21 protein-coding genes are annotated in these 25,106 nt (G+C 71.0%); 10 read left to right on the forward strand and 11 right to left on the reverse strand.

Features of this window, described 5'->3' with window-relative positions; all coding sequences use genetic code 11:
• The first annotated feature begins 43 nt into the window (after positions 1-43).
• Complete coding sequence (locus OVA28_RS17595; protein WP_268097893.1) at positions 44-790, forward strand: SDR family NAD(P)-dependent oxidoreductase; 747 nt, start codon at positions 44-46, stop codon at positions 788-790.
• A 92-nt stretch (positions 791-882) separates the two neighbouring features.
• On the opposite strand, the gene OVA28_RS17600 is transcribed toward OVA28_RS17595, so the two are convergent.
• The 6 genes from OVA28_RS17600 to OVA28_RS17625 all read right to left on the reverse strand — a co-directional run bounded on the left by OVA28_RS17600 (position 883) and on the right by OVA28_RS17625 (position 8,846).
• Positions 883-1,791 (reverse strand): cation-transporting ATPase, encoded by a 909-nt coding sequence (locus OVA28_RS17600; protein WP_268097894.1) that lies wholly within the window; start codon positions 1,789-1,791, stop codon positions 883-885.
• 404 nt (positions 1,792-2,195) lie between these two features.
• Entirely contained in the window at positions 2,196-3,491 is a 1,296-nt protein-coding gene (locus tag OVA28_RS17605; protein WP_268097895.1) for an FAD-binding protein, read from the reverse strand.
• Between the two features lie 11 nt (positions 3,492-3,502).
• The gene (gene araA, locus OVA28_RS17610; RefSeq protein ID WP_194661732.1) at positions 3,503-5,032 is read right to left on the reverse strand and encodes an L-arabinose isomerase; all 1,530 of its coding nucleotides are present in this window, start codon (positions 5,030-5,032) and stop codon (positions 3,503-3,505) included.
• The gene (locus OVA28_RS17615) at positions 5,029-5,745 is read right to left on the reverse strand and encodes an L-ribulose-5-phosphate 4-epimerase (RefSeq protein ID WP_268097896.1); all 717 of its coding nucleotides are present in this window, start codon (positions 5,743-5,745) and stop codon (positions 5,029-5,031) included. The genes araA and OVA28_RS17615 overlap by 4 nt, the downstream gene beginning before the upstream one ends.
• Positions 5,742-7,448: a xylulokinase gene (locus OVA28_RS17620; protein ID WP_268097897.1), complete on the reverse strand. Its 1,707-nt coding sequence runs from the start codon at positions 7,446-7,448 to the stop codon at positions 5,742-5,744. The genes OVA28_RS17615 and OVA28_RS17620 overlap by 4 nt, the downstream gene beginning before the upstream one ends.
• Positions 7,449-7,826: 378 nt before the next feature.
• Entirely contained in the window at positions 7,827-8,846 is a 1,020-nt protein-coding gene (locus tag OVA28_RS17625) for a LacI family DNA-binding transcriptional regulator (RefSeq protein WP_268097898.1), read from the reverse strand.
• A 137-nt stretch (positions 8,847-8,983) separates the two neighbouring features.
• Here OVA28_RS17625 and OVA28_RS17630 point away from each other — a divergent pair, with 137 nt between their 5' ends.
• A complete protein-coding gene (locus OVA28_RS17630; protein WP_268097899.1) occupies positions 8,984-10,999 on the forward strand; it encodes a glycoside hydrolase family 127 protein in 2,016 nt (671 codons plus the stop codon).
• 107 nt (positions 11,000-11,106) lie between these two features.
• Here the strand turns inward: OVA28_RS17630 and OVA28_RS17635 are convergent, their stop codons facing one another.
• Positions 11,107-12,162, reverse strand: a complete 1,056-nt coding sequence (locus OVA28_RS17635) for a LacI family DNA-binding transcriptional regulator (RefSeq protein ID WP_194661728.1) — start codon at positions 12,160-12,162, stop codon at positions 11,107-11,109.
• Positions 12,163-12,349: 187 nt separating this feature from the next.
• Between OVA28_RS17635 and chvE the strand changes: the two genes are divergently transcribed.
• The 3 genes from chvE to mmsB all read left to right on the forward strand — a co-directional run bounded on the left by chvE (position 12,350) and on the right by mmsB (position 16,357).
• Positions 12,350-13,483: a multiple monosaccharide ABC transporter substrate-binding protein gene (chvE, locus tag OVA28_RS17640; RefSeq protein ID WP_194661727.1), complete on the forward strand. Its 1,134-nt coding sequence runs from the start codon at positions 12,350-12,352 to the stop codon at positions 13,481-13,483.
• A gap of 155 nt (positions 13,484-13,638) precedes the next feature.
• On the forward strand, positions 13,639-15,201 hold the full coding sequence (gene mmsA, locus OVA28_RS17645; RefSeq protein ID WP_194661726.1) for a multiple monosaccharide ABC transporter ATP-binding protein: 1,563 nt from the start codon (positions 13,639-13,641) through the stop codon (positions 15,199-15,201).
• A complete protein-coding gene (mmsB, locus tag OVA28_RS17650; RefSeq protein WP_071269573.1) occupies positions 15,176-16,357 on the forward strand; it encodes a multiple monosaccharide ABC transporter permease in 1,182 nt (393 codons plus the stop codon). Before mmsA ends, mmsB begins: the two co-directional genes overlap by 26 nt.
• A gap of 94 nt (positions 16,358-16,451) precedes the next feature.
• Here the strand turns inward: mmsB and OVA28_RS17655 are convergent, their stop codons facing one another.
• Positions 16,452-17,789, reverse strand: a complete 1,338-nt coding sequence (locus tag OVA28_RS17655; RefSeq protein WP_268097900.1) for an alpha-amylase family glycosyl hydrolase — start codon at positions 17,787-17,789, stop codon at positions 16,452-16,454.
• Between the two features lie 66 nt (positions 17,790-17,855).
• On the opposite strand from OVA28_RS17655, the gene OVA28_RS17660 reads away from it, so the two are divergent.
• From OVA28_RS17660 to OVA28_RS17670, 3 genes are all read left to right on the forward strand, one after another.
• Positions 17,856-18,254, forward strand: a complete 399-nt coding sequence (locus OVA28_RS17660; RefSeq protein ID WP_268097901.1) for a DUF3253 domain-containing protein — start codon at positions 17,856-17,858, stop codon at positions 18,252-18,254.
• 38 nt (positions 18,255-18,292) lie between these two features.
• A complete protein-coding gene (locus tag OVA28_RS17665) occupies positions 18,293-19,393 on the forward strand; it encodes an SDR family oxidoreductase (protein ID WP_268097902.1) in 1,101 nt (366 codons plus the stop codon).
• 105 nt (positions 19,394-19,498) lie between these two features.
• The gene (locus tag OVA28_RS17670; protein ID WP_139200483.1) at positions 19,499-19,675 is read left to right on the forward strand and encodes a CsbD family protein; all 177 of its coding nucleotides are present in this window, start codon (positions 19,499-19,501) and stop codon (positions 19,673-19,675) included.
• Positions 19,676-19,747: 72 nt separating this feature from the next.
• Here the strand turns inward: OVA28_RS17670 and OVA28_RS17675 are convergent, their stop codons facing one another.
• Entirely contained in the window at positions 19,748-20,821 is a 1,074-nt protein-coding gene (locus OVA28_RS17675) for a spore photoproduct lyase family protein (protein ID WP_268097903.1), read from the reverse strand.
• Positions 20,822-20,866: 45 nt separating this feature from the next.
• On the opposite strand from OVA28_RS17675, the gene OVA28_RS17680 reads away from it, so the two are divergent.
• Complete coding sequence (locus OVA28_RS17680) at positions 20,867-21,175, forward strand: biopolymer transporter Tol (RefSeq protein ID WP_268097904.1); 309 nt, start codon at positions 20,867-20,869, stop codon at positions 21,173-21,175.
• A complete protein-coding gene (locus OVA28_RS17685) occupies positions 21,172-21,627 on the forward strand; it encodes a hypothetical protein (RefSeq protein ID WP_268097905.1) in 456 nt (151 codons plus the stop codon). Before OVA28_RS17680 ends, OVA28_RS17685 begins: the two co-directional genes overlap by 4 nt.
• 142 nt (positions 21,628-21,769) lie before the next feature.
• On the opposite strand, the gene OVA28_RS17690 is transcribed toward OVA28_RS17685, so the two are convergent.
• Both OVA28_RS17690 and OVA28_RS17695 read right to left on the reverse strand, forming a co-directional pair.
• Positions 21,770-23,641, reverse strand: coding sequence for a glycoside hydrolase family 35 protein (locus OVA28_RS17690; RefSeq protein ID WP_268097906.1), 1,872 nt, complete (start codon positions 23,639-23,641; stop codon positions 21,770-21,772).
• 103 nt (positions 23,642-23,744) lie between these two features.
• Complete coding sequence (locus OVA28_RS17695) at positions 23,745-25,079, reverse strand: ABC transporter substrate-binding protein (RefSeq protein ID WP_268097907.1); 1,335 nt, start codon at positions 25,077-25,079, stop codon at positions 23,745-23,747.
• Positions 25,080-25,106 lie beyond the last annotated feature (27 nt).

The following is a 25,106-nucleotide window of genomic DNA, read 5'->3' on the forward strand; positions in this document are numbered from 1 at the left end:
CAACACCGCAAGCCAAACCGATCTGTTCAGTCAGGAACACACCATGACCATGACCACGACCACGACCGCTCTCGTCACCGGGGCCACCAGCGGCATCGGACGCGCAACCGCCGAACTCCTCGCCGCACAGGGCCTGCACGTCGTCGTCTCGGGCAGGGACTCCACCCGCGGCGAGGAGGTCGTCCGGTCGATCCGTGCATCCGGCGGCCGGGCGGAGTTCGTCGAGGCAGACCTCCGCGACGAGTCGAGCACGGCGCACCTCGCCGCCGAGGCGCTGCGCATCGGCGGCGGCACGGTCGACGTGCTCGTCAACAGCGCCGGCATCTTCCCCTTCGGTACCACGGCGGACACGACCTCGGCAGGCTTCGACGAGGTCTTCGCCATCAACGTCAAGGCGCCGTACTTCCTCGTCGCGACCCTCGCTCCCGCCATGGCCGCGCGAGGCGGCGGAGCGATCGTCAACGTCACCACGATGGTGGCCGAGTTCGGTGCTGCCGGCATGGGGCTCTACGGCTCCACGAAGGCCGCACTCGTGCTGCTGACGAAGTCGTGGGCCGCGGAGTTCGGTCCGGCCGGGGTCCGCGTCAACGCCGTCAGCCCCGGCCCGACCCGAACCGAGGGCACCGCTGCGATGGGCGAGGCACTCGACCAGCTCGCGGCAGCGGGCCCCGCGGGCCGACCGGGGACGGCGGAGGAGGTCGCACAGGCGATCGTCTTCCTCGCCACGGACGCGGCGTCCTTCGTGCACGGTGCCGTCCTGCCCGTCGACGGCGGCCGCATCGCCGTCTGATCGATCCCGCTGCCACATCGCTGAACGGACACGGCACCGTGCAGATGCACGGTGCCGTGTCCGTTCCGTGGCGCGCCGCGCGCCGGCGCGGGTCAGCGGTCGAAGAGCCCGCCGAGGAAGTCGTTGCCGAGGTCCGACGCCTGTTCGCCGAGTCCGGACGCCTGCTCGCCGAAGCCGGACACGTGCTCGCCCACACCGCCGAGGAACTGCTCCCCCTCGGCCGCGAAGCCCTCGACGTCACCACCGAGGTCGGCGAGCCCGAAGTCCCCGATGCCCGACGCGATGCCCTCGAAGTCCACGCCCAGGTCCGCGGCCCCCGCGAGGACCGGGGCCGCGGCGGCGCTGACGACCGCTCCCCCGGCGACCGCGACGGCGATCCCGCCGAGCGCCATCGCCCCGGCGCCGACTGCTGCGCCGCCGGCCATCGCGCCCATGCGGCCACGGTTGCCCGAGCCGGGGCCGTTCCCGCCGCCGAGGACCCGACGGATGAGTCCGGGGCGCCCGTCCTCACCGCGGGTCATGGCACGGGCCATCGGACCCGCGGAGTCGTCGGCGACGCGCTCGTGCGGCGGCAGCTCGGCGTTCATGCGCTGCAGGACCTGCTGGCGCTGCTCGGGCGTGAGTCGGGCGAAGGCGTCGTCGTGGACCTGCTCGAGCTGCTCCGGCGACGACGTGCGCAGGAGGTAGTCGTACTTCGCGAGCGCGACCTTGTCGTGATCGGTAGGGCCGGTACCGCGCGGCCGCCCGTGCTGCTGGGGCGGCTGGCCGTGCTGCTGCTGCGAGTGCCGCTGTCCGTGCTGCTGCGGCGGGCGCTGCTGGCCGGTGCGGTCGTCCCCCGTGAGCCTGTCCGCTGCGCTCCGCACGACGCTGCGCCAGTCCGTGCCGCTGGGCTGCTGCCCGCCCGGCTGTTGCCCGCCGGTCCGCTCCCCCTGCCCACGCTGCTGCAGCTGCTTGTCGATGACCTTCGAGGCCATGCCGATGATCCGAGAGAGGTTCGCCATGACCCGACCTTTGCGTCCTCACATGTGAGCACTCAGCACCGGAGCAGTGCAGCGCCCGCAGAACCCATCCCGATCCCCTGGGAGAAGCACCAACACCTCCCTGATACTCCAGTATCGGTAGGCTGACGAGTGGAGCAGCGCGACCGCCGGACCGCTGCCCCAGGGCGAACGAGTGAAGCCCGGAACTGCGACAACAGTTCAGGGCTTCGGTTCGCTCTCCGAGTGGAAAAGCCAGGGGAACCCACACTTCCCCGAGTCACCGCTCGGGAAGAAGTGGAGCCGAGCCCGCTCGGCTCCACACCCCTGGCCGACTGCTCCTCGTGTCCACCGGCGGCGGGACCAGGAGGTCCTCGATGTCACCGGACGACGAGCGCCGGCCCAGGCGTGGCGCGGAGCACTCCTCGTCAACCCAGGGTGCGCTCGAGGAACCCGTTCCGGAAGCGCCCCGCCGGGTCGAGCGACCGCGCCAGGTCCGCGAACGCCGCCAGCTGCGGGTAGGCCTCGTGCAGTCGAGCGGGCGAGGCCGCGGAGACCTTCCCCCAGTGCGGCCGCGGGTCGAACGGTGCGAGCACCTCCTCGATCCGGAACACCGCCGCTGCCACGGCGGAGGCGTCCCGTCGGAAGGTGAAGTGCAGCCCGACCGACTGCCGACCGGTGGAGGGCGCGAGCCAGGCGGTGTCGGCCGCGACGGTCCGGACCTCGGCGGCGATGAGCAGCGGGGCGAACAGGTCGGCGAGCGGACGCAGTGCCCGGAGCGCCGGGACCGCGGACGCTGCTGGGATGAGGTACTCGGCCTGGATCTCCGCGCCGGTGGACGGCGAGAACGTCGAGCGGAAGTGCGGCAGGCGCTCGGACCAGGGCCCGGGCACGCCGCCCTGTTCGGTGACGCTGGCGGCGTCGTTCTCGCCCGGGTGCACGGCCTCGGTCGCACGGCGGGCGCCGAGCGCGACGAGGTCGACGCTCGGCGCGGGCTCGTCCACGCGGTGCTTCGTCCAGACCTGGCGTGCGCCGCGGTCGTCGAACGCCGTGAACATCGACACCGAGTAGGCGTCGGCCATCACCGCGTCGAAGTGCTCCTCGACCGCGTCCCACGGCAGGTCGAGGTGCACGGTCGTGGCGACCTCGAACGTCGGCTCGATCGCGAGCTCCAGCGCCGTGACGACGCCGAGCGCCCCGAGCGCCACACGATGGGCATCAAGGAACCCGGACGCCCCGGACCCGGACCCGGACCCGGACCCGGAAGCAGCCGACACGTGCTCGAGCTCGCCCGAGGCACGCACCACGTCCAACCCGACCACCGCCTGCGCCAGCGAGGGGTTCCGCACACCGGAGCCGTGCGTGCCCGTGGCGACGGCCCCGGCCGTGGAGATGTGCGGCAGGGACGCGAGGTTCCCGAGTGCCCAGCCACGAGCCTCCAGGCCGGCCGCGACCTGCGCGTGCGTCATGCCGGCGGCGACCCGGACCGTCCGGCGGGCCGTGTCGATCTCCAGCGACGGCGGCATCTCCGTCAGCGTGAGCTGGACGGCGTCGGTGTCGGCGACCTCGTTGAACGAGTGCGTCGACCCGAGCGCCGTCAGCCGCGGTGTCGACGTGACGAGGTCCTGGACCTCACCCACCGAGGTCGGGCGCAGCAGCGCCGACGCCCGGTAGGTGACGTTGCCGGCCCAGTTGGTCCGCTGCTCCGTGGTCACGTCGGTCATCGTACGGCTCCTCAGAAGCCGCGGTCGAGACGGTGCCAGGTCTGCTGCCCGCGCACCTCGTCGCGGAAGCCGCGCGAGGTGGTGTGCTCGTCGATGACCAGGAACTCGGTCCCGAGCATCGTCGCGAGGTCCTCGACCACCTGCAGGCCGACGGCCGTCGTCATGACGGTGTGGTGCGCGGCCCCGGCGGTGAGCCAGGCCTCGGCGGCGACGGGGAACGACGGGCGCGGCTCCCAGACGGCACGGCCGACGGGCAGCTTCGGCAGGGCCTCGGTCGGCGGGACCACGTCGACGACGTTCGCGGTGAGGCGGAAGCCGTCGCGGGTGTCGGAGAGCGCGACCACGACCGCCTCGCCGGAGTCGGCGGTGAAGACCAGGCGCACCGGGTCGTCCTTGCCGCCGATGCCGAGCGGGTGGATCTCGAGCGTCGGACGCGTCGAGGTCAGCGTCGGGGAGACCTCGAGCATGTGGGCGCCGAGGATCTTCTCCGCACCCGGGGTGAGGTCGTACGTGTAGTCCTCCATGAGCGACGCGCCACCGGGGAGCCCGGCGCCGGCGACGTTCATCGCGCGGACCAGCACGGCGGTCTTCCAGTCGCCCTCGGCGCCGAAGCCGTAGCCGTCGGCCATCAGGCGCTGCACGGCCAGGCCGGGGAGCTGCTTGAGCGTGCCGAGGTCCTCGAAGTTCGTGGTGAACGCGGCGGAGCCGTTCTGCTGCAGGAGCGCACGGAGGCCGAGCTCGATCGCGGCGCCGTCGCGGAGTGCGCCGTGGCGGTCACCGTCGCCGCGCAGCGACGGGTCGACGTCGTACGCCGACTCGTAGGACGCGACGAGCGCGTCCACCGCCGCCGTGTCGGCTTCCGCCGCGTCGACCGCTGCGGCCAGCTCGTTGACCGCCCAGGTGTTGACCTGCACGCCGAGCGAGATCTCGGCCTCGGTCTTGTCGCCCTCGGTGACGGCGACGTAGCGCATGTTGTCACCGAAGCGGGTGAGCTTGAGCTCGCGGATCGCGGCGGCACCGGCTGCCGCGCGCACCCAGTTCGACACGCGCTGCTGGACGCGCTCGTCGGACACGTGGCCGATGGCGGTCGCGTGCCGGACGCCCATGCGGGCCAGGGCGTAGCCGAACTCACGGTCGCCGTGGGCGGCCTGGTTCAGGTTCATGAAGTCGAAGTCGATCTCCGACCACGGCAGCGCCACGTTCGCCTGCGTGTGCAGGTGCAGCAGCGGCTTGGTCAGGGCATTCAGGCCGCCGATCCACATCTTCGCGGGGCTGAAGGTGTGCATCCAGGCGGTGACACCGATCACCTTGTCGTCGGCGCTGGCCTCGATGAGCGCCCGGCGGATGCCGTCGGCGTCCTTGAGCACGGGCTTCCACACGAGCTTCACCGGCAGTGCACCGGCGAGCGTCTCGTGGACGGCGCGGCTCTGCTCCTCGACCTGGCGGAGGGTCTCCTCGCCGTACAGGCCCTGCGAGCCGGTGAGGAACCAGACCTCGTAGCCGTCGAGTGTGGCCTGGGGGTCGACGTTGTCCTGCGTCATCGCATGGCTCCTTCGGGGTTCTGTCCGTAGACGTTCTGGTAGCGATCGAAGAGTCGATCGATGTCTGCTTCCGCGATCGGGACGACCTCGCCGCCCTGCTTCGCGATGTGGACCGTGCGCGCCACGTCCTCGGCCATCACGGCGGCCTTGACGGCGTCCTTCGCGTCCTTGCCGATCGTGAAGACGCCGTGGTTCTGCATCAGGACGGCACGGGAGCGGTGTCCGGAGAGGGTGTCGACGATGCCGTGGCCGATCGAGTCGTCGCCGATGATCGCGAACGGGCCGACCGGGATCGGGCCGCCGAACTCGTCCGCCATCGCGGTGATCACGCACGGGATGGCCTCGGCGCGGGCAGCCCACGCGGTCGCGTAGGTGGAGTGGGTGTGCACGACGCCGCCGACCTCGGGCATGTTCCGGTACACGTAGGCGTGCGCCGCGGTGTCGCTCGAGGGGCCGTGCGCGTTGCCCCAGCCCTCCGCGGGGACGCCGTCGAGCGTGCAGACGACCTGGTTCTCGGGCGTCAGGTCGTCGCTGGACACCCCGCTCGGCTTGATCACGAAGAGGTCGGTGCCGGGCACGCGCTCGGAGACGTTGCCGCCGGTCCAGATGACCAGGCCGTAGCGGACCAGCTCGCCGTGCAGGGAGGCGACGCGAGCACGCGTCGCGGCCACGGCCTCCTGGGTGGTCTGGTCGTGGTGGGTCGCGTCCGTCATCGGGTCGGCTCCTTCTCGGTCTGGAGGCTCGGCTCGGCTCCGGCCGTCGTCTCGGGTTCGTCTGTGGTGGCGTCGAGCTCGCCTGTGGCGGCGTCGCTGGTGGTGGCGGCGACCGCTGCTGCCTGCAGGGGCAGACCGGCGCGGAAGCGCTCGAGGTAGGTGCGGAACCCGGCGACGTCGTGCTCGTCGGGGTCGGCCACGTGCACGGCGTCCCCGCCGAACACGCGCTCCGCCAGGTGGGTCGTCAGGTCGGTGTCGCCGGCGTGCTCGAGGTACGCGGCCAGCACGGCGATGCCCCAGGCACCACCTTCGCCAGCGGTCTCCTCGAGCGCGACGGGCACGCGGAGCGCGGCGGCGAGCAGGCGCTGCGGGGCGCCGGGCGTCCGGAAGAGCCCGCCGTGCGCGGTCATCCGGTCGACCCGGACGTCCTCCTCCGCCAGCACGTCCATGCCGATCGCCAGTGTCGCGAAGGCGCCCTGGACCTCGGCGCGGACGAGGTTGCCGAGGGTGAACGCGCTGCCGGCCCCGCGGACCAGGAGCGGACGGCCGGCCTCGACGTGCGTGACGGGCTCGCCCGCCAGGTAGTTGTAGGAGAGTAGCCCGCCGGCGTCGGGGTCGGCCTGCTCGGCCTCGGCGAGGAGCGTCGCGTACACGTGGTCGATGTCGAGCGGGGTGCCGGCGGCCTCGGCGAAGCGTCCGAACACCCGGGCCCACGCGGCGATCTCGCTCGCGCCGTTGTTGCAGTGCACCATCGCCACGGCGTCACCGGCGGGCGTGGTGACGACGTCGAGCTCCTCGTGCGCCTGGGCCATCGCGCGCTCGAGGACGACCATCGCGAAGATGCTCGTGCCGACGCTGACGTTGCCGGTGCGGGGAGCGACGGCGTTCGTCGCCACCATGCCGGTGCCGGCGTCGCCCTCGGGCGGGCAGAGCGGGACGCCGGGCTCGAGGGCGCCGGTCGGGTCGAGCCACGCGGCACCCTCGGCCGTGAGCGCGCCGGCGTCCTGCCCGGCGACGAGCACCTCGGGGAACAGGGCGCGGATGCCGGTGTGCGTGCCTGCGCCTGTGCCTGCGCCTGCGCCGATCAGCTCGTCCGCCGTTGCGAGCATCGCGAGGTCGTAGTCGCGGGTCGCCGGGTCGATCGGGAACATCCCGCTCGCGTCACCGACCCCGAGGACGTCCTGCCCGGTCAGGCGGTGGTGGACGTACCCGGCGAGGGTGGTGACCCGGGCGACCTCGGCGACGTGGGGCTCCTCGTCGAGGACGGCCTGGTACAGGTGCGCGACGGACCAGCGCAGCGGGATGTTGAACCCGAGGCGCTCGCTGAGTGCCTCGGCAGCGGGGCCGGTGGAGGTGTTGCGCCACGTGCGGAACGGCACGAGCAGCTCCCCCGCGGCGTCGAACGCCAGGTAGCCGTGCATCATCGCGGAGACGCCGAGCGCGCGGAAGGTTGTGGGGCGGACGCCGTACTGCGACTCGACGTCGGCGACGAGGGCGGCGTACGCGGCGCGGAGGCCGGTCTCGACGTCCTCGAGCGAGTAGGTCCAGCGGCCGTCGACGAAGGCGTTCTCCCACTCGTGGTCGCCGCTGGCGAGGGGGACGTGGTCCTCGTCGATGAGCACGGCCTTGATGCGGGTCGATCCGAGCTCGATCCCGAGGGTCGCGCGACCGTCCTCGATGCGCTGTCGGCGGTCGTCGCCCATGCTGTCCTCCCGAGACATCGTCGTCCGTGCACGCTGCGATGCGTGAGCGCTCACATCCTGGCACGTGAGCGCTCACTCTCGCAACGCGGCCGCGTGTTGGGGCTCGACCGGTCGCGACACCCCGTGCGCGGGCCGTCGACCGGTCGCTCGTCGTCGCTCGCCGGCGCTCCGGCCGACGCCTCATGGCCCCTCGGCGGACGTGAGCGGGGGGAGTCCTGACCGGTCGCGCCCGCCCGGACCTCGGCGAGATCGCACTTGGTGTCGCCTCGACTGCGGCGGAGCCGACACGAAGTGCGATCTCACCGCCAGGTGCAGGGGGCGCGCGCGGCCCCCACGCCCGGGGCCGGGGGCGCGGACCCCACGCCCGGGGCAGGCGCGTCAGGCGCCGATCGTGCTGCCGCGGATGACGAGCGACGGGGTCACCACGGCCGACGCGGCAGACGAGCCCTCGATCAGGTCGAGCAGCGCCTGGCCCGCGACCCGACCGAGCTCCTCGAGCCGCAGGTCGACGGTGGTCAGCGGCGGGCGGCTCGCGAGGGCCATCACGTCCCAGTCGTCGAAGCCGGTGACGGCGACGTCCTCGGGCACGGAGCGTCCGAGCTCGCGCAGCCGGTCGCACACGCCCCGCGCGATCTGGTCCGACCCGCAGACGACCGCGTCGACGTCGACGGTCCCCCGCGCGAGCACGTCGACGGCCTGCCGCCCCCAGCGCTCCGACCACTCCCCGTACAGCGGCGGCGACACGAGCGCAGTGCCGAGCGCCTCGGACGCCCCGGTGACACGACGCGAGGCGGAGCGGTGCCACGCGGGCCCGGTGGCGATCGCCACGCGCCGGCGCCCGAGCGTCAGCAGGTGGGACGCGACGAGCCCGGCACCGTGCTCGTCGTCGAGCGTGACCGAGACGTCGTCGGGGTCGGTGGACGGGGTGAAGGCGTAGACGACGGGGATGGACACGTCGATCGGTGGGCGCGGGTCGGCGGACCGCCCGGTGACGATGATGCCGTCGACGCCGCGGGAGGCGAGGGAGCGCAGGTAGTGCTCCTCGCGGACGTGGTCGTCTCGGGTGTCGCAGAGCAGGACGGCCATCCGCCCCGCGGAGAGCACGTCCTCGGCGCCGAGCAGCACGGGGATCGAGAAGCGGCCGAAGGAGTCCGTCGTGATCATGCCGACCGTGTACGAGCGACCGGACGACAGCGCCCGACCGCGGGCGTCGCCGACGAACCCGAGCTTGGCCGCGGCGTCGCGGACGCGGGCACGGGTCTCCTCGCGGAGCTGCCCGGTGTCGTTGAGGGCCTTCGACGCGGTGCCGATCGACACCCCGGCGAGCGCCGCCACGTCGGTGATCCGCACGGGAGCACCGCCTGGGCGACCGGAGCGGCCGGGTCGTTCGATCGTCACGGCAATCCCCTTTCCGTTCGTCGAGCTGCCACCGCAGCATAGAACGGGACGTGGAAGCCCCTTGCACGCCGGCGGATCGTGTCGTAGCGTCACGATCCAGAAACCGTTTTCCGACACCGTCGTCACCAGGAGCTGTCATGACCACCACGCTCACCACCGACAGCCGCGTGCGCACCGCGACCCCGGTCCTCCCGACCGCCGCCGCGCACCTGACGGTCCGTCCACTCACCACCGGGGCCGGCACCGCCACCCCGCGCATCACCGGCGGCTTCTGGCACCTGCGCCAGGACCGCAACGGCCGCGACGCGGTCCGTGACGGGTACCGCCAGCTCGACACCGCCGGCAACTTCCGGAACCTCCGCATCGCCGCGGGGACGGAGCAGGGCGAGGTCGTCGGCCCGATCTTCATGGACTCGGACGTGTACAAGTGGCTCGAGGCCGTTGCGTGGGAGCTCGGCCGCGAACCCGCCGAGGACCTCCGCGACCTGCAGCGCGAGGTCACCGCGCTCGTCGCCGCCGCCCAGGCCGACGACGGCTACCTCGACTCCGTGCAGCAGGTGCGCGGGAACGGCGAGCGGTACACAGACCTCAAGTGGAGCCACGAGATGTACTGCGCCGGCCACCTCATGCAGGCAGCGGTCGCGCAGTCCCGTGCGACGGGTGACACCGGCCTGCTCGAGGTCGCCATCAAGAACGCGGACCACCTCGTGCGGACCTTCGGCGACGGCACCGCACCGGACGGCACGCCCAGGAAGCACGACATCGACGGCCACCCCGTCGTCGAGATGGGCCTGGTCGAGCTGTACCGCGAGACCGGCACCCGCGCCTACCTCGACCTGGCGCACTGGTTCGTCGACGCCCGTGGACAAGGCATCATCGAGCGCGCCGGCGGCGAGCCGACCTACTTCTCCGACCGTGTCCCCGCGCGCACCGCCACCACCGTCGAGGGCCACGCCGTCCGCGCCGTGTACCTCGCCGCGGGGGCCGTCGACGTCGCGATCGAGACCGGCGACACCGAGCTCCTGGCCGCGAGCGAGCGCCAGTTCACCGACATGATGGCGACGAAGGCATTCATCACCGGCGGCCTCGGCGCCCGCTGGGACTGGGAGGCGTTCGGCGACCCGTACGAGCTCCCGACCGACCGCGGCTACGCCGAGACCTGCGCCGCGATCGGCGGCGTGCAGTGGGCGTGGCGCCTGCTCCTGGCGACGGGCAAGCCCGAGTACGCCGACGCGATCGAGCGCCTGCTGTACAACGCGTTCCTGCCCGGGGTCAGCCTGGCGGGCACGGAGTACTTCTACGTCAACCCGCTGCAGCACCGCGACGCCGCCCTCGCCGACGAGAACCGCTCCCCCGCCCACGGCCGCCGCGGCTGGTTCGACTGCGCGTGCTGCCCGCCGAACATCATGCGCACGTTCGCGAGCCTGGACGGCTACCTCGTCACCGCGACCGACGGCGGACTCCAGGTGCACCAGTACGCGACCGCCGACCTCGGCCCGGTCTCCGTCGAGACGGGCTACCCGCACGACGGCCGTGTCCTGGTCACGGTGACGCAGGACGGTCCCCTCGCCCTGGGGCTGCGGATCCCGGCGTGGTCGGACACGACGACGGTCACGGTCGACGGCACCGAGGCCCACCCGTCCGCTGGCTCCCTGCACACGATCGACCGCGATTGGCACGCCGGCGACACCGTCGAGCTCGTGTTCGACACCACGCCCCACCGGTTCGTTGCGGACGCCCGCATCGACGCCGCGCGAGGCCAGGTCGCGATCGAACGCGGCCCCCTCGTCTACGCCGTCGAGCAGCCCGACCAGGACGGCTTCACGGTCGACGACCTGACGGTCGACGCCGACGCGGTGATCACCGAGGAACCCCGCGAGGACCTCCTCGACGGCATCGTCACGCTGCGCGTCCCGGCCCACGCCCCGACGCGGCACGAGCAGGCAGCGTGGCCGTACCGCCGTCTCGACACGGCGAGCCGCCCGGGAGGCTCGGGTGCGGCCGTCGACGCGGCCACCGTCGACGACGTGACCGGTGCCGGCGGGGCCGAGCCGGGCCGCTCCCCGTCCGTCAGCGCGGTCGCGATCCCGTACTACGCGTGGGCGAACCGCGGTGCGGTCCCGATGCGCGTCTGGCTGCCGCTCGCTCGCTGAGCAGCCTCGTGCGAGGTTGCGCACCCGATGCCCGGCCAGAGGGCGGCACGGTGTGCGCAACCTCGCACCGCGGCACAGAAGCCGCACCGAGCGGCAGCGGGCCGACCTCAGGCCGAGCGGCGCACCACGAGCTGCGGCTGGATGAGCGTGTCGTCGAGCGGTCGCCCCTCGACCAGTGACCGCACCGAGGCGAGCACCCGCTCCCCCATCGCCATGAAGTCCTGCCGGATGGTGGTGAGCGGCGGGGTGAAGTGCTCGGCCTCGGGGATGTCGTCGAAGCCGAGCACGGCGATGTCGTCCGGCACGCGGAGCCCGTCGTCGGCGAAGGCGTGCAGCACCCCGAGCGCCATCTGGTCGTTCCCGCAGAAGACCGCGTCCACCGCCGTCGCGTCGATCATCCGCCCGGCCGCGAACCCGCTCGCCGGGGTCCAGTCGCCGTCGAGCACGACGGGTTCGAGCCCGGCCTCGACCATGAGCCGCGTGTAGGTGGTCCGGCGCACCTCGGACTCCTGCGAGACCGTGGGCCCCGAGATGTGCACGATGCGCCGGTGCCCGCGACCGAACAGGTGCTGCATCGCCAGGGTGGTGCCGACGACCTGGTCGATCGCCACGGCTGCGACGCTCGGCAGGAGCTGCTCGGCGCGGGACGCCGCCGGGATCGCGTCCCGCTGCATCGCGTTCGAGACCACGACGGGCACGGTCACCGGCACCGTCAGCGACGCGAGGGCGTCGAGCACACGGTTGTCGGCGGCGACGAGCACGACCGCGGCGACGTCCTGCGCGAGCAGGCTGACGAGGGCGCTGGTCAGGTCGGCGGGCCGCGGGTCGTCCGGCAGGGTGGAGAGCAGCACGTGGTACCCGGCGGTGCGTGCCGCGCGTTCGAACCCGATCGCGGTGCTCGACGGGCCGTAGAGCGCGTCCCCCGCCGTCACCAGTCCGAGGGCCTTGCTCCGGCCGCCGGCGAGGGCCCTGGCGGCGGCGCGCGGACGGTAGCCGAGCTCCCCGATGGCCGTCGTGACCCGGGACCGGAAGTGGTCGCGGACCGTCGGGTCCCCGTTGATCACGCGGGACACCGTCTGGTGCGAGACCCCGGCGCGCTCGGCGACGTCGAAGATGGTGGGGGCCTTGCGCCCCTTGCCGTTCGTCGTCGATGCGGTGGTCACGTGCACACCGTACCGCTCGGTGGGAGAACCGCACGGCCCGCACGAAACGGCTGAGCGAGTTGACACGGCGTCGTGCGCAGCCCAAGATGTGAGCGCTCACTCAGAGCATCACACTCCGACACCGGCACAGCAGCCGAGGTCACACAGCTCACGTCGACGTCGACGTGGCGGGAACAGAGGTACTTCGATGATGAAGCGCAGGATCGTCGCGGGCGTCGCAGCCCTCGGCATCGCCATCGCACTCGCCGGCTGCTCGGCCGGCGGTCGCGCCTCCTCCGACGGTGGCGGCAGCGGCAGCACCGACAACAAGGGCGCCCTGGTCGGCGTCGCCATGCCGACCAAGGTCTCCGAGCGGTGGATCAAGGACGGCAACGCCGTCAAGTCCGACCTCGAGAAGGCCGGCTACAAGGTCGACCTGGAGTACGCGGACAACAAGATCCCGCAGCAGGTCCAGCAGGTCAGCAACATGATCACCAAGGGCGCGAAGGTCCTCATCGTCGCGTCCATCGACGGTGGTTCGCTCTCCGACCAGCTCGACGCCGCCGCCAAGGCCGGCATCAAGGTGATCTCCTACGATCGCCTGCTCACGGGCAACAAGAACGTCGACTACTACGTCTCGTTCGACAACGAGAAGGTCGGCGTCGACCAGGCCACCTCGCTGCTCACCGGTCTCGGTGTGCTCGACGCGGACGGCAAGAAGACCGGCAAGAAGGGCCCCTTCAACATCGAGGTCTTCGCCGGTTCGCCCGACGACAACAACGCCACGTTCTTCTTCAACGGCGCGATGAAGACCCTCAAGCCGTACATCGAGGACGGCACCATCAAGATCGGCTCCGGCCAGGACGGCTTCACGCAGGCCGCCACGCTGCAGTGGGACCCGGCGACCGCCAAGTCCCGCATGCAGAACCTCGTCGCGAAGTCGTACTCCGGTGGCACCACGCTGAACGGCGTGCTTTCCCCGTACGACGGCATGTCGATCGGCATCATCTCGGCGCTCCAGGGCGCCGGCTACGGCACCTCGAGCCGTCCGCTCCCGACCATCACCGGTCAGGACGCCGAGGCCGCCAGCGTCAAGTCGATCATCGCTGACCAGCAGTACTCGACCATCTACAAGGACACGCGTCAGCTGGCCGAGAAGTCGGCGAGCATGGCCGAGGACCTGCTGTCCGGCAAGAAGCCCGAGGTCAACGACACGAAGACCTACGACAACAAGGTGAAGGTCGTCCCGACCTTCCTCTTCCAGCCGACGGTCGTCACGAAGGACAACTACAAGAAGGTCCTCGTCGACTCGGGCTACTACTCGGACGCCGACCTCAAGTAGGTCCAGCTCCACACCGGACAGGAGGCGCGGTGCCACACCGCACCGCGCCTCCTGTCCGCCCCCTCTTCCAGAACGGGAGGCGCGGTGCCAGACCGCACCGCGCCTCCCGCTCGTCTCACCACGCGCGCTCGCGCGCACAACGGAAGGCAGTCCACGTGACGGACACCATCCTCGAGATGCGGGACATCACCAAGACGTTCCCCGGCGTCAAGGCCCTGCAGGGCGTCTCCATCGAGGTCGAACGCGGCCAGGTCCACGCGATCTGCGGCGAGAACGGCGCGGGCAAGTCCACGCTGATGAAGGTGTTGTCCGGGGTCTACCCGGCCGGGTCCTTCGAGGGCGAGATCCTGCTCGACGGCCAGCCCGTGAAGTTCTCGAACATCAACGACTCCGAGGAAGCCGGCGTCGTGATCATCCACCAGGAGCTCGCGCTCAGCCCGTTCCTGTCGATCGCCGAGAACATCTTCCTCGGCAACGAGCGGTCCAAGGGCGGCTTCATCGACTGGAACAAGACGAACCTGGCGGCCGCCGAGCTCCTGCAGCGCGTCGGCCTGAAGGACAACCCGATCACGAAGATCGTGGACATCGGCGTCGGCAAGCAGCAGCTCGTGGAGATCGCCAAGGCCCTGTCGAAGAAGGTCAAGCTCCTCATCCTCGACGAGCCGACCGCGGCCCTGAACGACGACGACTCGGCGCACCTGCTCGAGCTGATCCGCTCGCTGCAGGCCGAGGGCATGACGGCGATCATCATCAGCCACAAGCTCAACGAGATCAAGGCGATCGCCGACAAGGTGACGATCATCCGCGACGGGCAGACGATCGAGACGCTCGACATGCACGCCGACGACATCTCCGAGAACCGGATCATCCGCGGCATGGTCGGTCGCGACCTGTCGACCCGCTACCCGGAGCACGAGTCGACGATCGGCGAGGAGCTCCTGCGGATCGAGGACTGGACCGTCCACCACCCGCTCGACGGCTCGCGCGAGATCATCCACCAGGCGAACCTCAACGTCCGCGCCGGTGAGATCGTCGGCATCGCGGGGCTGATGGGCGCCGGACGGACCGAGCTCGCGATGAGCGTCTTCGGGCACTCGTACGGCACCGGCATCTCGGGCACCGTCTACAAGCGCGGCGTCCCGATCAAGACGAACACGGTGACCGCGGCGATCGACAACGGCATCGCCTACGCCACCGAGGACCGCAAGCGCTACGGCCTGAACCTGCTCGACGACATCAAGCGGAACGTCTCCGGCTCGGCACTCGGCAAGCTCGCCAAGTGGGGCTTCGTGAACGGCTCCGAGGAGACCACCGTCGCGCGGCAGTTCCTCAAGAACATGAACATCAAGGCACCGACCGTCAACGCGGTCACCGGGAAGCTCTCCGGTGGCAACCAGCAGAAGGTCGTCCTGTCGAAGTGGATGTACGCCGACCCCGACGTGCTCATCCTCGACGAGCCCACCCGCGGCATCGACGTCGGCGCCAAGTACGAGATCTACACGATCATCAACGCGCTCGCGGACCAGGGGAAGGGGATCATCGTGATCTCCTCGGAACTCCCCGAGCTGCTCGGCATCTGTGACCGCATCTACACCCTTTCCGAGGGTCGCATCACGGCGGACGTCCCCCGCTCCGAGGCGACGCCGGAGACCCTCATGCAGTACATGACCCAGGAACGGGAGACCCCAGTCAATGAACGCGCTCAAGTCCGCAGCTAGTTACCTCACCGGGCAGCTCCGGCAGATCGGCCTGTTCATCGCGCTGATCGTCATCGTCATCTTCTTCCAGGTGACGACCGGCGGGATCACCCTCGCCCCGATCAACGTCTCGAACCTGGTCGTCCAGAACAGCTACATCCTGATCCTCGCCATCGGCATGGTGATGGTCATCATCGCCGGCCACATCGACCTGTCGGTCGGGTCCGTCGTCGCCTTCACCGGTGCGATGGCCGGCGTGATGATCACCCAGTGGCACGTGCCGTGGCCGATCGCGGTCGTCCTCTGCCTGGTCATCGGTGCCCTCGTCGGCGCCTGGCAGGGCTTCTGGATCGCCTACTTCGGGATCCCGGCGTTCATCGTGACGCTGGCGGGCATGCTCGCCTTCCGTGGTGCGGCCCAGATCGCCCTGCAGAACCAGCAGATCTCGCCGTTCCCGGAGGGCTTCCGCTCGCTCGGCTCCGGCTTCCTGCCGGCGTTCGGCAGCTCGGGCTACGAACCGCTGACGATGATCCTCGGCTTCGCGGCCGCCGCGATCCTGGTCGTCACCGCGTTCCGTGGCCGTGCCACGCGTCGCAAGTACCAGCTCGAGGACGAGCCCTTCGCCTGGTTCATGACGAAGCTCGTCTTCACCGTCGCGCTGGTCATGTACGTCGCACTGCTCCTCGCCAGCTACAACGGCACCCCGATCGTGCTCGTCATCCTCGGCGTGCTGGTGGTCGTGTACTCGCTCGTCATGCGCAGCGCGGTGTTCGGTCGCCACATCTACGCCATCGGCGGCAACGCCCTCGCGGCGCAGCTGTCCGGCGTCAAGACGAAGCGCGTCACGTTCCTGCTCTTCGTCAACATGGGTGTCATCTCGGCCCTGGCCGGCGTGGTCTTCACCGGCCAGCTCAACCTCGCCTCGCCGAGCGCGGGCAACGGCTTCGAGCTCGACGCCATCGCCGCCGTGTTCATCGGTGGCGCTGCCGTCACCGGCGGCATCGGCACCGTGCCGGGCGCCATCGTCGGTGGTCTCATCATCGGCATCCTGAACAACGGCATGTCGATCCTCGGTGTCGGCACCGAGTTCCAGTCCCTCATCAAGGGCCTGGTGCTGCTCGCCGCCGTCGCGTTCGACGTGTTCAACAAGCGCCGGGCGGCGTCCGCTCGGAAGTAGGGCGCACCGCGCTGGACCGAGACTCGGGCCGGCGGACACTCTGCGGGTCACGAACCCGCGGAACTGTCCGCCGGCCCGAGTCTCGTTCCCGGGGTCAGCGGGTCAGGACGGCCCACCCGGCAGCCGGGAGGCTCAGGGTGCCGTCGCGCAGGTCGCCGTCGCCCGCCTCCACCCGGGTCGCGTCGGCCGCAGGCACCTCGACCGGGTCGTCGGCCAGGTTCAGGGCGGTCACGACCGCGTCGTCCCCGGTCGCCGTCCGCAGCACGACGACGGTGTTCTCCAGGTGCACGACGTCGGTGTGCGCCCGGTGCAGCCAGGGGTGCCGACGGCGGAGGGCGACGAGCGCCTCGTACGTGTGGGTCAGGGCCGTCGGCTCCGGAGGCGTCGGCGGGAACTCCGGACGGACGGCGTCGTCACCACCGAGGCGTTCCTCCTTCTCCCCGGTCCACCCGTACTCGTCGCCCGCCCACACGCTCGGGGTGCCGGCGACGGTGAACAGCACCGCGGCCGCGTGCGGCGCGAACCGCTCCCCCACCGCACTGGCGATGCGGGTCACGTCGTGGTTGCCGATGAACGTGCTCGGGGCCGACGTGGCGAGCAGGGCGTCGTGGCGTTCGATCGCGTGCGCCAGCTCGAAGCAGTTGCGGTCGGCGATCCCGTGCCAGACCGCCTGCCACAGCTCGTACTGCGTGGTCGAGTCCATCGTCGACTCGGTGACGATCGTGGCCGTGTCGCCGTGGATGACCTCGCCGGTGAACCACGCGTCCGGGAACCGCTCCCGCACGCGCGGCAGCACTCGCGCCCAGAACGCCGACGGCACCGCGTAGGCCGCGTCGAGCCGCCACCCGTCGACGCCGCGCTCCAGCCAGTGGGTCATCACGTCGACGACGAGGTCCTCGGTCGCCTGCGACGAGTGGTCGAGCGCCACCAGGATGTCGTGGCCCTCGAACAGCCCGACCGGCACCGGGTCGCCCGGGTTCCAGCCGGTCCAGTCGATGCCGAACAGCGGTGCGGACACCGCCGCGGGGCCGTCGGTCTCGAGCGCCCGGAACGCCGGGTGCTCATGGCCGACGTGGTTGAAGACGCCGTCGAGCACCACCCGGGTGCCGCGCTCGTGCGCCGCGGTCACGAGGGCGTCGAAGTCGGCGTCGTCCCCGAGGCGCGGGTCGACCCGCAGGTGGTCGACCGTGTCGTACCCGTGCGTGCTGCTCGCGAAGACCGGTCCGAGGAGCAGTCCGTTCAGCCCGAGGTCGACGACGTGGTCGAGCCAGCCGGTGATCCGGTCGAGGCGGTGCTCCACCTGCCGGTCGCCGACGGGCGTCTCGGGGCGGACCTCGGCGCCGACGAAGCCGAGCGGGTAGACGTGCCACCACAGCACGTGCTCGACCCAGGCGGGCTCGGACGGTCGGGCGGGGGCGCTGTCGGGAGTCACTGCTCCGATGCTGCCAGTTCGACGTCGGCTGGGTACGGGAGTGCGCTTCCGGACGATGATGGACGCATGGGACGAGCGATCCGCACCGAGGACGACGCACGCCGGGTCGAGGCCGCGCAGGCCGAGCGCACGTGTGCGTCCTGCGGGCGTCGCATGCCGGAGTCGGCGTCACCCGATGCGAAGTGGTGCTCTGACGCCTGCCGTCGGCACAAGCTCGACGACACCGACCGCACGCTCGAGCGCACCATCGACGAACTGCTGGACGCCCGGGTGCTGACCTCGAGCATCTGCCCGTCGGACGCCGCGCGGGCGATCGGTGGCGAGGACTGGCGCGACCTGATGGAACCCGCCCGTCGAGCCGCACGGCGGATGGTGGCCCGGGGCGAGGTCGAGATCACCCAGGGTGGGAACGTCGTCGACCCCTCGACCGCCAAGGGCCCGATCCGGATCCGCCGTCCACGCTGAGGGAACACCCTCGCGACGACAGGTGTTGGCTACCAGCGATGACTCCCGACGGAACCACCACACAGTCCACCGCCCAGCGCAGCGCCCTCGTCGTGGGCGCCAGCGGCATCACCGGCTCGGCCCTCGTCGAGCGCCTGACCCAGGACGGGTGGGAGGTGAGCGCACTCTCCCGACGAGCAGGGACCCGCAACGGCGTCCGTGGCATCGCCGCCGACCTCCGCGACCCCGAGGGGCTCCGCAGCGCACTCGCTGACGAGCGGCCCACGCACGTGTTCTTCACCGCGTGGCAGCGACAGGCGACCGAGGCCGAGAACATCGCCGTGAACAGTGCGATGGTGCGCGACCTGCTCGCCGCCCTCGACCACGCGCCGCTCGCCCACGTCGCGCTGGTGACCGGGCTGAAGCACTACCTCGGCCCGTTCGAGGCGTACGCCGCCGGCGAGATGCCGGACACCCCCTTCCACGAGGAGGAGCCGCGGCTCGACACCCCGAACTTCTACTACGCGCAGGAGGACGAGCTCTTCGCCGCCGCCGAGCGTCAGGGCTTCACCTGGTCCGTGCACCGCTCCCACACGGTGATCGGTCACGCGGTCGGCAACGCGATGAACATGGGCCTGACCCTCGCGGTGCAGGCGACGCTGGCGAAGGAGCTCGACCTGGACTTCGTCTTCCCCGGCAGCGAGGCCCAGTGGAACGGCCTGACCGACATGACCGACGCCGGTCTGCTCGCCGAGCACATGGTGTGGGCGGCGACCTCGCCCGAGGGCGCCGACGAGCCGTTCAACATCGTCAACGGCGACGTCTTCCGCTGGCGCTGGATGTGGCCGCGGCTCGCCGCGCACCTCGGGGTCGACCCGGCGCGCGTCGTCGGGTTCTCCGAGCAGGCCCGACCGCTCGAGCAGCAGATGGCCCCGTACGAGGCCGCCTGGGCCGGCATCGCCGAGCGCCACGGCCTCGTCGAGCCGGACATCACCCGTGTCGCGTCGTGGTGGCACACCGACGCCGACCTGGGTCGGGCCATGGAGGTCGTCACCGACATGGGCAAGAGCCGAGACGCCGGGTTCACCGGCTACCGCCGCACCGAGCAGGCCTTCGCCGACCTGTTCGCGCGCTACCGCGCAGACCGTCTGATCCCCTGATCAGCCGGCACCTGTCCCGCCGCAGTGAACGGGGTACAGAGGCGTCCGTACTGTCGGTGACACACCGCCGGGACCACCGGTGATGCCCCACCGGAAGGAATCACCATGTCGCTCGGAGACAAGGCCAAGGACGCCACCCAGAAGATCGTCGGCAAGGTCGAGGAGACCGTCGGCGAGCACACCGACGACCAGGAACTGCATGCCCAGGGCAAGAAGGACCAGCACATGGGCGAGGCGCGCATGGAGACCGAGAAGGCGAAGGACGCCGTCGACGGCAAGTGAGCATCTGCTCCTGACCGCGTGAGCGGCCCGGCATCCACGGATGCCGGGCCGTTCGTGCGTTCGGTCCGGTGCTCAGAAGGCGTAGCGGATGCGGCAGGACGGCAGGTGCTCGGCGACGAGCTCGCGGAACCGCTCGACGAGCTGCCCCTTCATGCCCGAGCGGTACCGGACGTTGACGGCACCGTTCTGCGACACCTTCTGCTCCTGCAGGTCGGGACGCCAGATCAGGTCCTCGGCCTTCGGGTGCCAGCCGAGGTTGACCTGGTGCAGGGGCTCGTTGTGCGTGAGGAAGATGACCTCCGATGCGAGCTGCGCCTTCGCCCGCGGGGACAGCACGTCGTCGACCTGACGCAGGAGCTCGGCCCAGTCGGACTCCCACGTCGGGGTGAGGATCACGGGCGAGAAGTTGAGGTGGACCTCGTACCCCGCGTCGACGAAGTCGTTCACCGCGGCGATCCGCTCGGCGATCGGGGAGGTGCGGATGTCGGTGACCTTCGCGGTCTCGTGCGGCATGAGCGAGAACCGGATGCGCGTGCGCCCCATCGGGTCCCAGTCGAGCAGGTCGCGGTTGACGTACTTCGTCGCGAACGACGCCTTGGCCGTCGGGGTCATCCGGAACAGGTCGCAGAGGTCGCGCACGTTGTCGCTGATCATCGCGTCGACCGAGCAGTCGCTGTTCTCGCCGATGTCGTAGACCCAGGCGTCGGGGTCGCACTGGTTCGGCTCGGTCTTCTCCCCCTGCTTGTGGATGTTCCGCGCGACGTGCTTGGTGATCTGCTCGATGTTCGCGAAGACCGTCACGGGGTTGCTGTAGCCCTTGCGGCGCGGCACGTAGCAGTACGCGCACGCCATCGCGCAGCCGTTCGCCGTCGACGGCGCGATGAAGTCCGCCGAGCGACCGTTCGGCCGGGTGACGAGCGACTTCTTCACGCCGAGCACCAGCGCCTCGGTCTTGATCCGCACCCAGCGCGAGACGTTGCGCTCGTCGCCGTGGACCTCGGGGATGTTCCAGTGCGACTCGACGGGGACGACCTCGGCGTCGGGCCACCTGGCGACGACCTCGGCCCCACGGGGCAGCTCGAGCGCAGCGGGTTCGGCGTAGATGCGGTGGACGTCGAGCATCGGGCGCACGCGGGGTTCGGTCATCGTTCCCTGTCTACCGGGCACCACCGACGGTGCAGACTCAGACGCATGAGCGAGCCGGACGACCACTTCTTCGTCGTGGACGGCCGACGCTGGCGCCGCACCGACCCCGCCGTGCCCGAGGAGACCGCCGCGGCGCTCCGGTCGCACCTCGGTCGTGGGCGGAACGCGGTCAAGCAGGCCAAGCGCTCGGGCGACGACGCGGCACTCGCTGCCGCCCGGCACCGGAACGGCCTCGCCAAGCACGGCCTCGGCGAACGCGGCCCGGTGTGGTGGGAGCGCCCGGAGGCCGACCGTGTCGCCGATGCCGAGCGTGCCCGCGCGGAGCTCGACGCCCTCGACGCCGGCACCGCGTGACGACCACGATCCGCCCGCCGAAGCTCGACCGTGTGATCAACGTGATCGTGATGGGCCCGGTGTTCATGGGCACCGGAGTCGCGATCGCCCTCGCTGCGACGTCCCCGGACGCGTCGGCCCGGGTGTTCCTCGTCGTCCTCGGCACGGTCTTCGTCGCGACGGGGATCTGGCTCACGAGCCGCCTGCCCCGGGTCGCGGTCCACCTCGCCGATGACGAGCTCCGGTACGACGGCTTCCTCGTCTCGTGGACGATCCCCCGCGCGCGCATCACCGCCGTGCTCGACGACGCCTGGGTCGAGTGGCGAGACACCGCCGGGCGGGAACGCCGTCGTCAGATCGGGCTGCTCACGCGGGCCTGGGAGGACGACGGCACGAAGTTCGCGCCGTACTGGCGCTGGCGTCGGGAGGCGCTGCTGCAGGTCCGGGAGTGGGCAACCGGTCCCGACGCCTGACCCCCGCGCGCGGTCCTTCCCATGACGCCCGCGATGGGGAGTGGGAACGCGCGTGGGAGGTCGGGACGAACGACCCGCGACGCGCGATTCGACCTCCTGAGCGCGATTCGACCCGCGGCAGGACCGCAGCGAGAAGACCCGGTCAGGCCTCGGTGTGGCCGAGGTCGGGCTCGACGCGCAGCTGCACGGTGCGGGACGCCGACGCGTGCAGCTCGAACACGACGACCTCGTTCCGACCCGCACGCAGGACCGGCCCCGGCACCGCCAGGGTCTGCTGCGGCCCGCGCGACCAGTACCGCCCGAGGCAGAACCCGTTCACCCAGGCGACGCCCTTGCGGAAGCCGTCGAGCGCCAGGTACCGGTCGGACGGCGCGTCGAGCTCGAACGACCCGAGCGCCACGACGGGTCCGGCCAGGACGTCGGCACCGGCTGCGGAACCGACGGGCTCCAGCGCGCGCAGCACGTCGAGCGCCGCGGACGGCATGGGGTCGAGCGCGAGCGGCGACGCCGTCCACCGGGACAGCGGCACGCCGTCCACGGTGACGCCGCCGATCAGGCCCTTCGGCTCGCCGATGCGGGTGCCGTAGTCGACGCGGCCCTGGTCCTCGACGAGGAGCTCGAGCGTCCCGGTGACCGGCGGGAGCGCGATGGCCCGGTCGTGGTGCTCGCGCTCGAGGACGCCGACCGAGCGACCGTCGACGCTGACGAGGACGCGGTCGCGGACCTCTCCCCCGACGGTGAGCACACCGCCGGCGGGCAGGTCGACCTCGGTGCGGTACAGCACGAAGCCCGAGGCGGCACCGAGCTCGTCGAACGTGGGGGTGGTCTCGTGCGTGGTCCACGACGTGAGCTGCGGGAGCAGCGTGCGGAGGGCCGTGGACCGGTCGAGCTGGACGGCGAGGTCCGTGGCGGGGGCGATCGGGGCCTCCTGGCCGGCGTCGGCACCGGTGTCGGCACCGGGGCCGTCGTGCAGCACGCCGGACCCACCGGGCTCCATGGCGGCCGGCAGCGGCGGCACGGGCGCGTAGCGCTCGATGACGGAGCGGAACGCGTGGAACTTCGCGGTGGGGCGACCGGCCTCGTCGAGCGGGGCGTCGTAGTCGTACGACGTCGCGATCGGCCGGTACACGCCCTTGTCGTTGGCGCCGTTCGTGAAGCCGAAGTTCGTGCCGCCGTGGAACATGTAGACGTTGACGGAGCCGCCGGCGGCGAGCAGGACGTCGAGGTCGGCGGCGCTGTCCGCAGCCGAGGTGGTGTGGTGGTGCTCGCCCCAGCTGTCGAACCAGCCGTCCCAGAACTCCGAGCACATCAGCGGTCCGGTGGGCTGCGCCTGCCGGAGCCGGGCCAGACGCGACTCGGAGCGGGACCCGAACGACCCGGTCTTGTGCAGCGACGGCAGCGAGCCGTCCTCGAGCATGGTGCCCATCGGCTGGTCGACGCTCGTGAAGGGGACGGTGAGGCCGATCGCGCGGTGCATCGCCTCGAGCTTGGCCAGGTAGACGGGGTCCGAGCCGTAGGCGCCGTACTCGTTCTCGACCTGCACGAGGACGATCGGCCCGCCGGGGCCGTCCGTCCCGCCGGCGTCGATCTGCCGTGGGACGAGGATCGGCGCGAGGGCGTCGAGGTACCGCGACACGGCGGCGAGGAACTGCGGCTCGTCGCGGCGGATGCCCACGGTGCCGTCGGTGAACAGCCAGTACGGCAGCCCGCCGTTGGTCCACTCGGCACAGATGTACGGGCCGGGACGGACGATGGCGTGCATGCCCTCGGCGGCGACGAGGTCGAGGAACCGACCGAGGTCGAGTCCACCGGTGAAGTCGAACTGCCCGGGCGAGGCCTCGTGCGCGTTCCACGCGACGTAGGTCTCGACGGTGTTGAGGCCCATGAGCTTGGCCTTGCGGATGCGGTCGGCCCACAGGTCCGGGTGGACGCGGAAGTAGTGGATCGCGCCGGAGAGGACCCGGTGCGGCTCGCCGTCGAGCAGGAAGTCGGTGTCGCCGATCGCGAAGCGCATGGGCAGAGCCTTTCGTCAGAGCGGGGCCGCGGGGACGGCCCGGTGCAGAGAGCGGGGCCGTGCGGACTGGTGTCCGCACGGCCCCGGGATGGTGGAGCTGGTGCTACTTGGTCGAGACCGTGAAGCCCTGCTGCTTGCCGTACTTCACGAGCGAGTTCTGCCAGGCCTCGAGCCCGGACTCCAGCGAGGTGCCCTTCTCGTAGGACTGCCCGACGGTGTCGGCGTAGACGCTGTTCGCGTACACCTGGTACGGCAGGTAGGTGAAGTCGTTGTCGGACGACTTCGACGCGTCGACGAGGACCTCGTTGATCTTCTGGCCACCGAAGTACTCCGGCTCCTCGTTGAGGAAGGCCGAGGACTCCAGGTCAGCGGTGGTCGACGGGAAGCCGCCGGACTCCATGAAGATCTTCGTGGAGGCCTTCGACGAGTTCAGCCACTTGAGGAAGCCGGCGGCGAGGGCCGGGTTCTTCGTCTGCTTCATGACGACCTCGGCGCTGCCGCCGTTGTTCGCGGTGACGGCCTTCGAGCCGTCGTAGGTCGGCATCGGTGCGACGCGCCAGTCACCCTTGGCGTCGGCGACGCTCGCCTCGAGGTTGCCCGGCATCCACGCGCCCGTGATGAGGGTCGCGATCTGGCCGTTGCCGAGCTGCTTGTACCAGTCGTCGGTCCAGCCGACGGTCTTGGCGAGCAGCTTCTTCTCGACGAGCTCGTTCCAGGTCGAGGTCCACTTCTTGGTGCCCTCGTCCTGCAGGTTGACCGTCACCTTGTCGCCCTTCGTGGTGAACGGCGTGCCACCGGCCTGGGCGATCATGCTGGTCGTGAAGCCGGCGTCACCGGAGTCCGCCGCGATGTAGGCGTCGGGGTCGGACTGGTGCAGCTTCTCGGCCGCGGTGACGTACTCGTCCCACGTCTTCGGGACGGTGATGCCGTTCGCGTCGAAGACCTTCTTGTTGTAGAACAGCGCCATGGGGCCGGAGTCCTGGGGCAGGCCGTAGACCTTGTCCCCGTTCGTCACGGAGCTCCACGTGCTGGCCGCGAACTTGCTCTTCAGGCCGTCGAAGCCGTAGCTCGACAGGTCGAGGAGCGACTCGGACAGCGAGAACTGCGGGATGGCGTAGTACTCGACCTGCGCGACGTCGGGGGCACCCGAGCCGGCCTTGATCGTGTTCTGCAGCTTCGTGTACTGGTCGGCACCGGTGCCGGCGTTGACGAGCTTGACGTCCACCTTCGGGTACTGCTTCTCGAACGCGGCGACCTGGGCCTTCGCGGACGGGGTCCAGGACCAGTACGTCAGGGTGCCGCCCTTGGCGAGCGCCGAGTCGATGTCCGAGGCGGAGCCGCCGGAGGACGAACCGCCGGACGAGCAGGCCGCCAGGGCGATGGCGGCGGTGACGCCGATGGCGAGGGCGCTGAGTCCGCGCCGGGCCTTCGTGTTCATGGGGTGCCTTTCACTTCTTCGTGTTGG

The organism is Curtobacterium sp. SL109 (assembly GCF_026672405.1).
Classification (GTDB): domain Bacteria; phylum Actinomycetota; class Actinomycetes; order Actinomycetales; family Microbacteriaceae; genus Curtobacterium.

Coding starts and splice junctions, on each gene's coding strand:
- OVA28_RS17595 (WP_268097893.1), top strand. CDS start 44: ATGACCATGACCACGACCACGACCGCTCTCGTCACCGGGGCCACCAGC.
- OVA28_RS17600 (WP_268097894.1), bottom strand. CDS start 1,791: ATGGCGAACCTCTCTCGGATCATCGGCATGGCCTCGAAGGTCATCGAC.
- OVA28_RS17605 (WP_268097895.1), bottom strand. CDS start 3,491: ATGACCGACGTGACCACGGAGCAGCGGACCAACTGGGCCGGCAACGTC.
- araA (WP_194661732.1), bottom strand. CDS start 5,032: ATGACGCAGGACAACGTCGACCCCCAGGCCACACTCGACGGCTACGAG.
- OVA28_RS17615 (WP_268097896.1), bottom strand. CDS start 5,745: ATGACGGACGCGACCCACCACGACCAGACCACCCAGGAGGCCGTGGCC.
- OVA28_RS17620 (WP_268097897.1), bottom strand. CDS start 7,448: ATGGGCGACGACCGCCGACAGCGCATCGAGGACGGTCGCGCGACCCTC.
- OVA28_RS17630 (WP_268097899.1), top strand. CDS start 8,984: ATGACCACCACGCTCACCACCGACAGCCGCGTGCGCACCGCGACCCCG.
- chvE (WP_194661727.1), top strand. CDS start 12,350: ATGATGAAGCGCAGGATCGTCGCGGGCGTCGCAGCCCTCGGCATCGCC.
- mmsB (WP_071269573.1), top strand. CDS start 15,176: ATGAACGCGCTCAAGTCCGCAGCTAGTTACCTCACCGGGCAGCTCCGG.
- OVA28_RS17660 (WP_268097901.1), top strand. CDS start 17,856: ATGGGACGAGCGATCCGCACCGAGGACGACGCACGCCGGGTCGAGGCC.
- OVA28_RS17665 (WP_268097902.1), top strand. CDS start 18,293: ATGACTCCCGACGGAACCACCACACAGTCCACCGCCCAGCGCAGCGCC.
- OVA28_RS17670 (WP_139200483.1), top strand. CDS start 19,499: ATGTCGCTCGGAGACAAGGCCAAGGACGCCACCCAGAAGATCGTCGGC.
- OVA28_RS17675 (WP_268097903.1), bottom strand. CDS start 20,821: ATGACCGAACCCCGCGTGCGCCCGATGCTCGACGTCCACCGCATCTAC.
- OVA28_RS17680 (WP_268097904.1), top strand. CDS start 20,867: ATGAGCGAGCCGGACGACCACTTCTTCGTCGTGGACGGCCGACGCTGG.
- OVA28_RS17690 (WP_268097906.1), bottom strand. CDS start 23,641: ATGCGCTTCGCGATCGGCGACACCGACTTCCTGCTCGACGGCGAGCCG.
- OVA28_RS17695 (WP_268097907.1), bottom strand. CDS start 25,079: ATGAACACGAAGGCCCGGCGCGGACTCAGCGCCCTCGCCATCGGCGTC.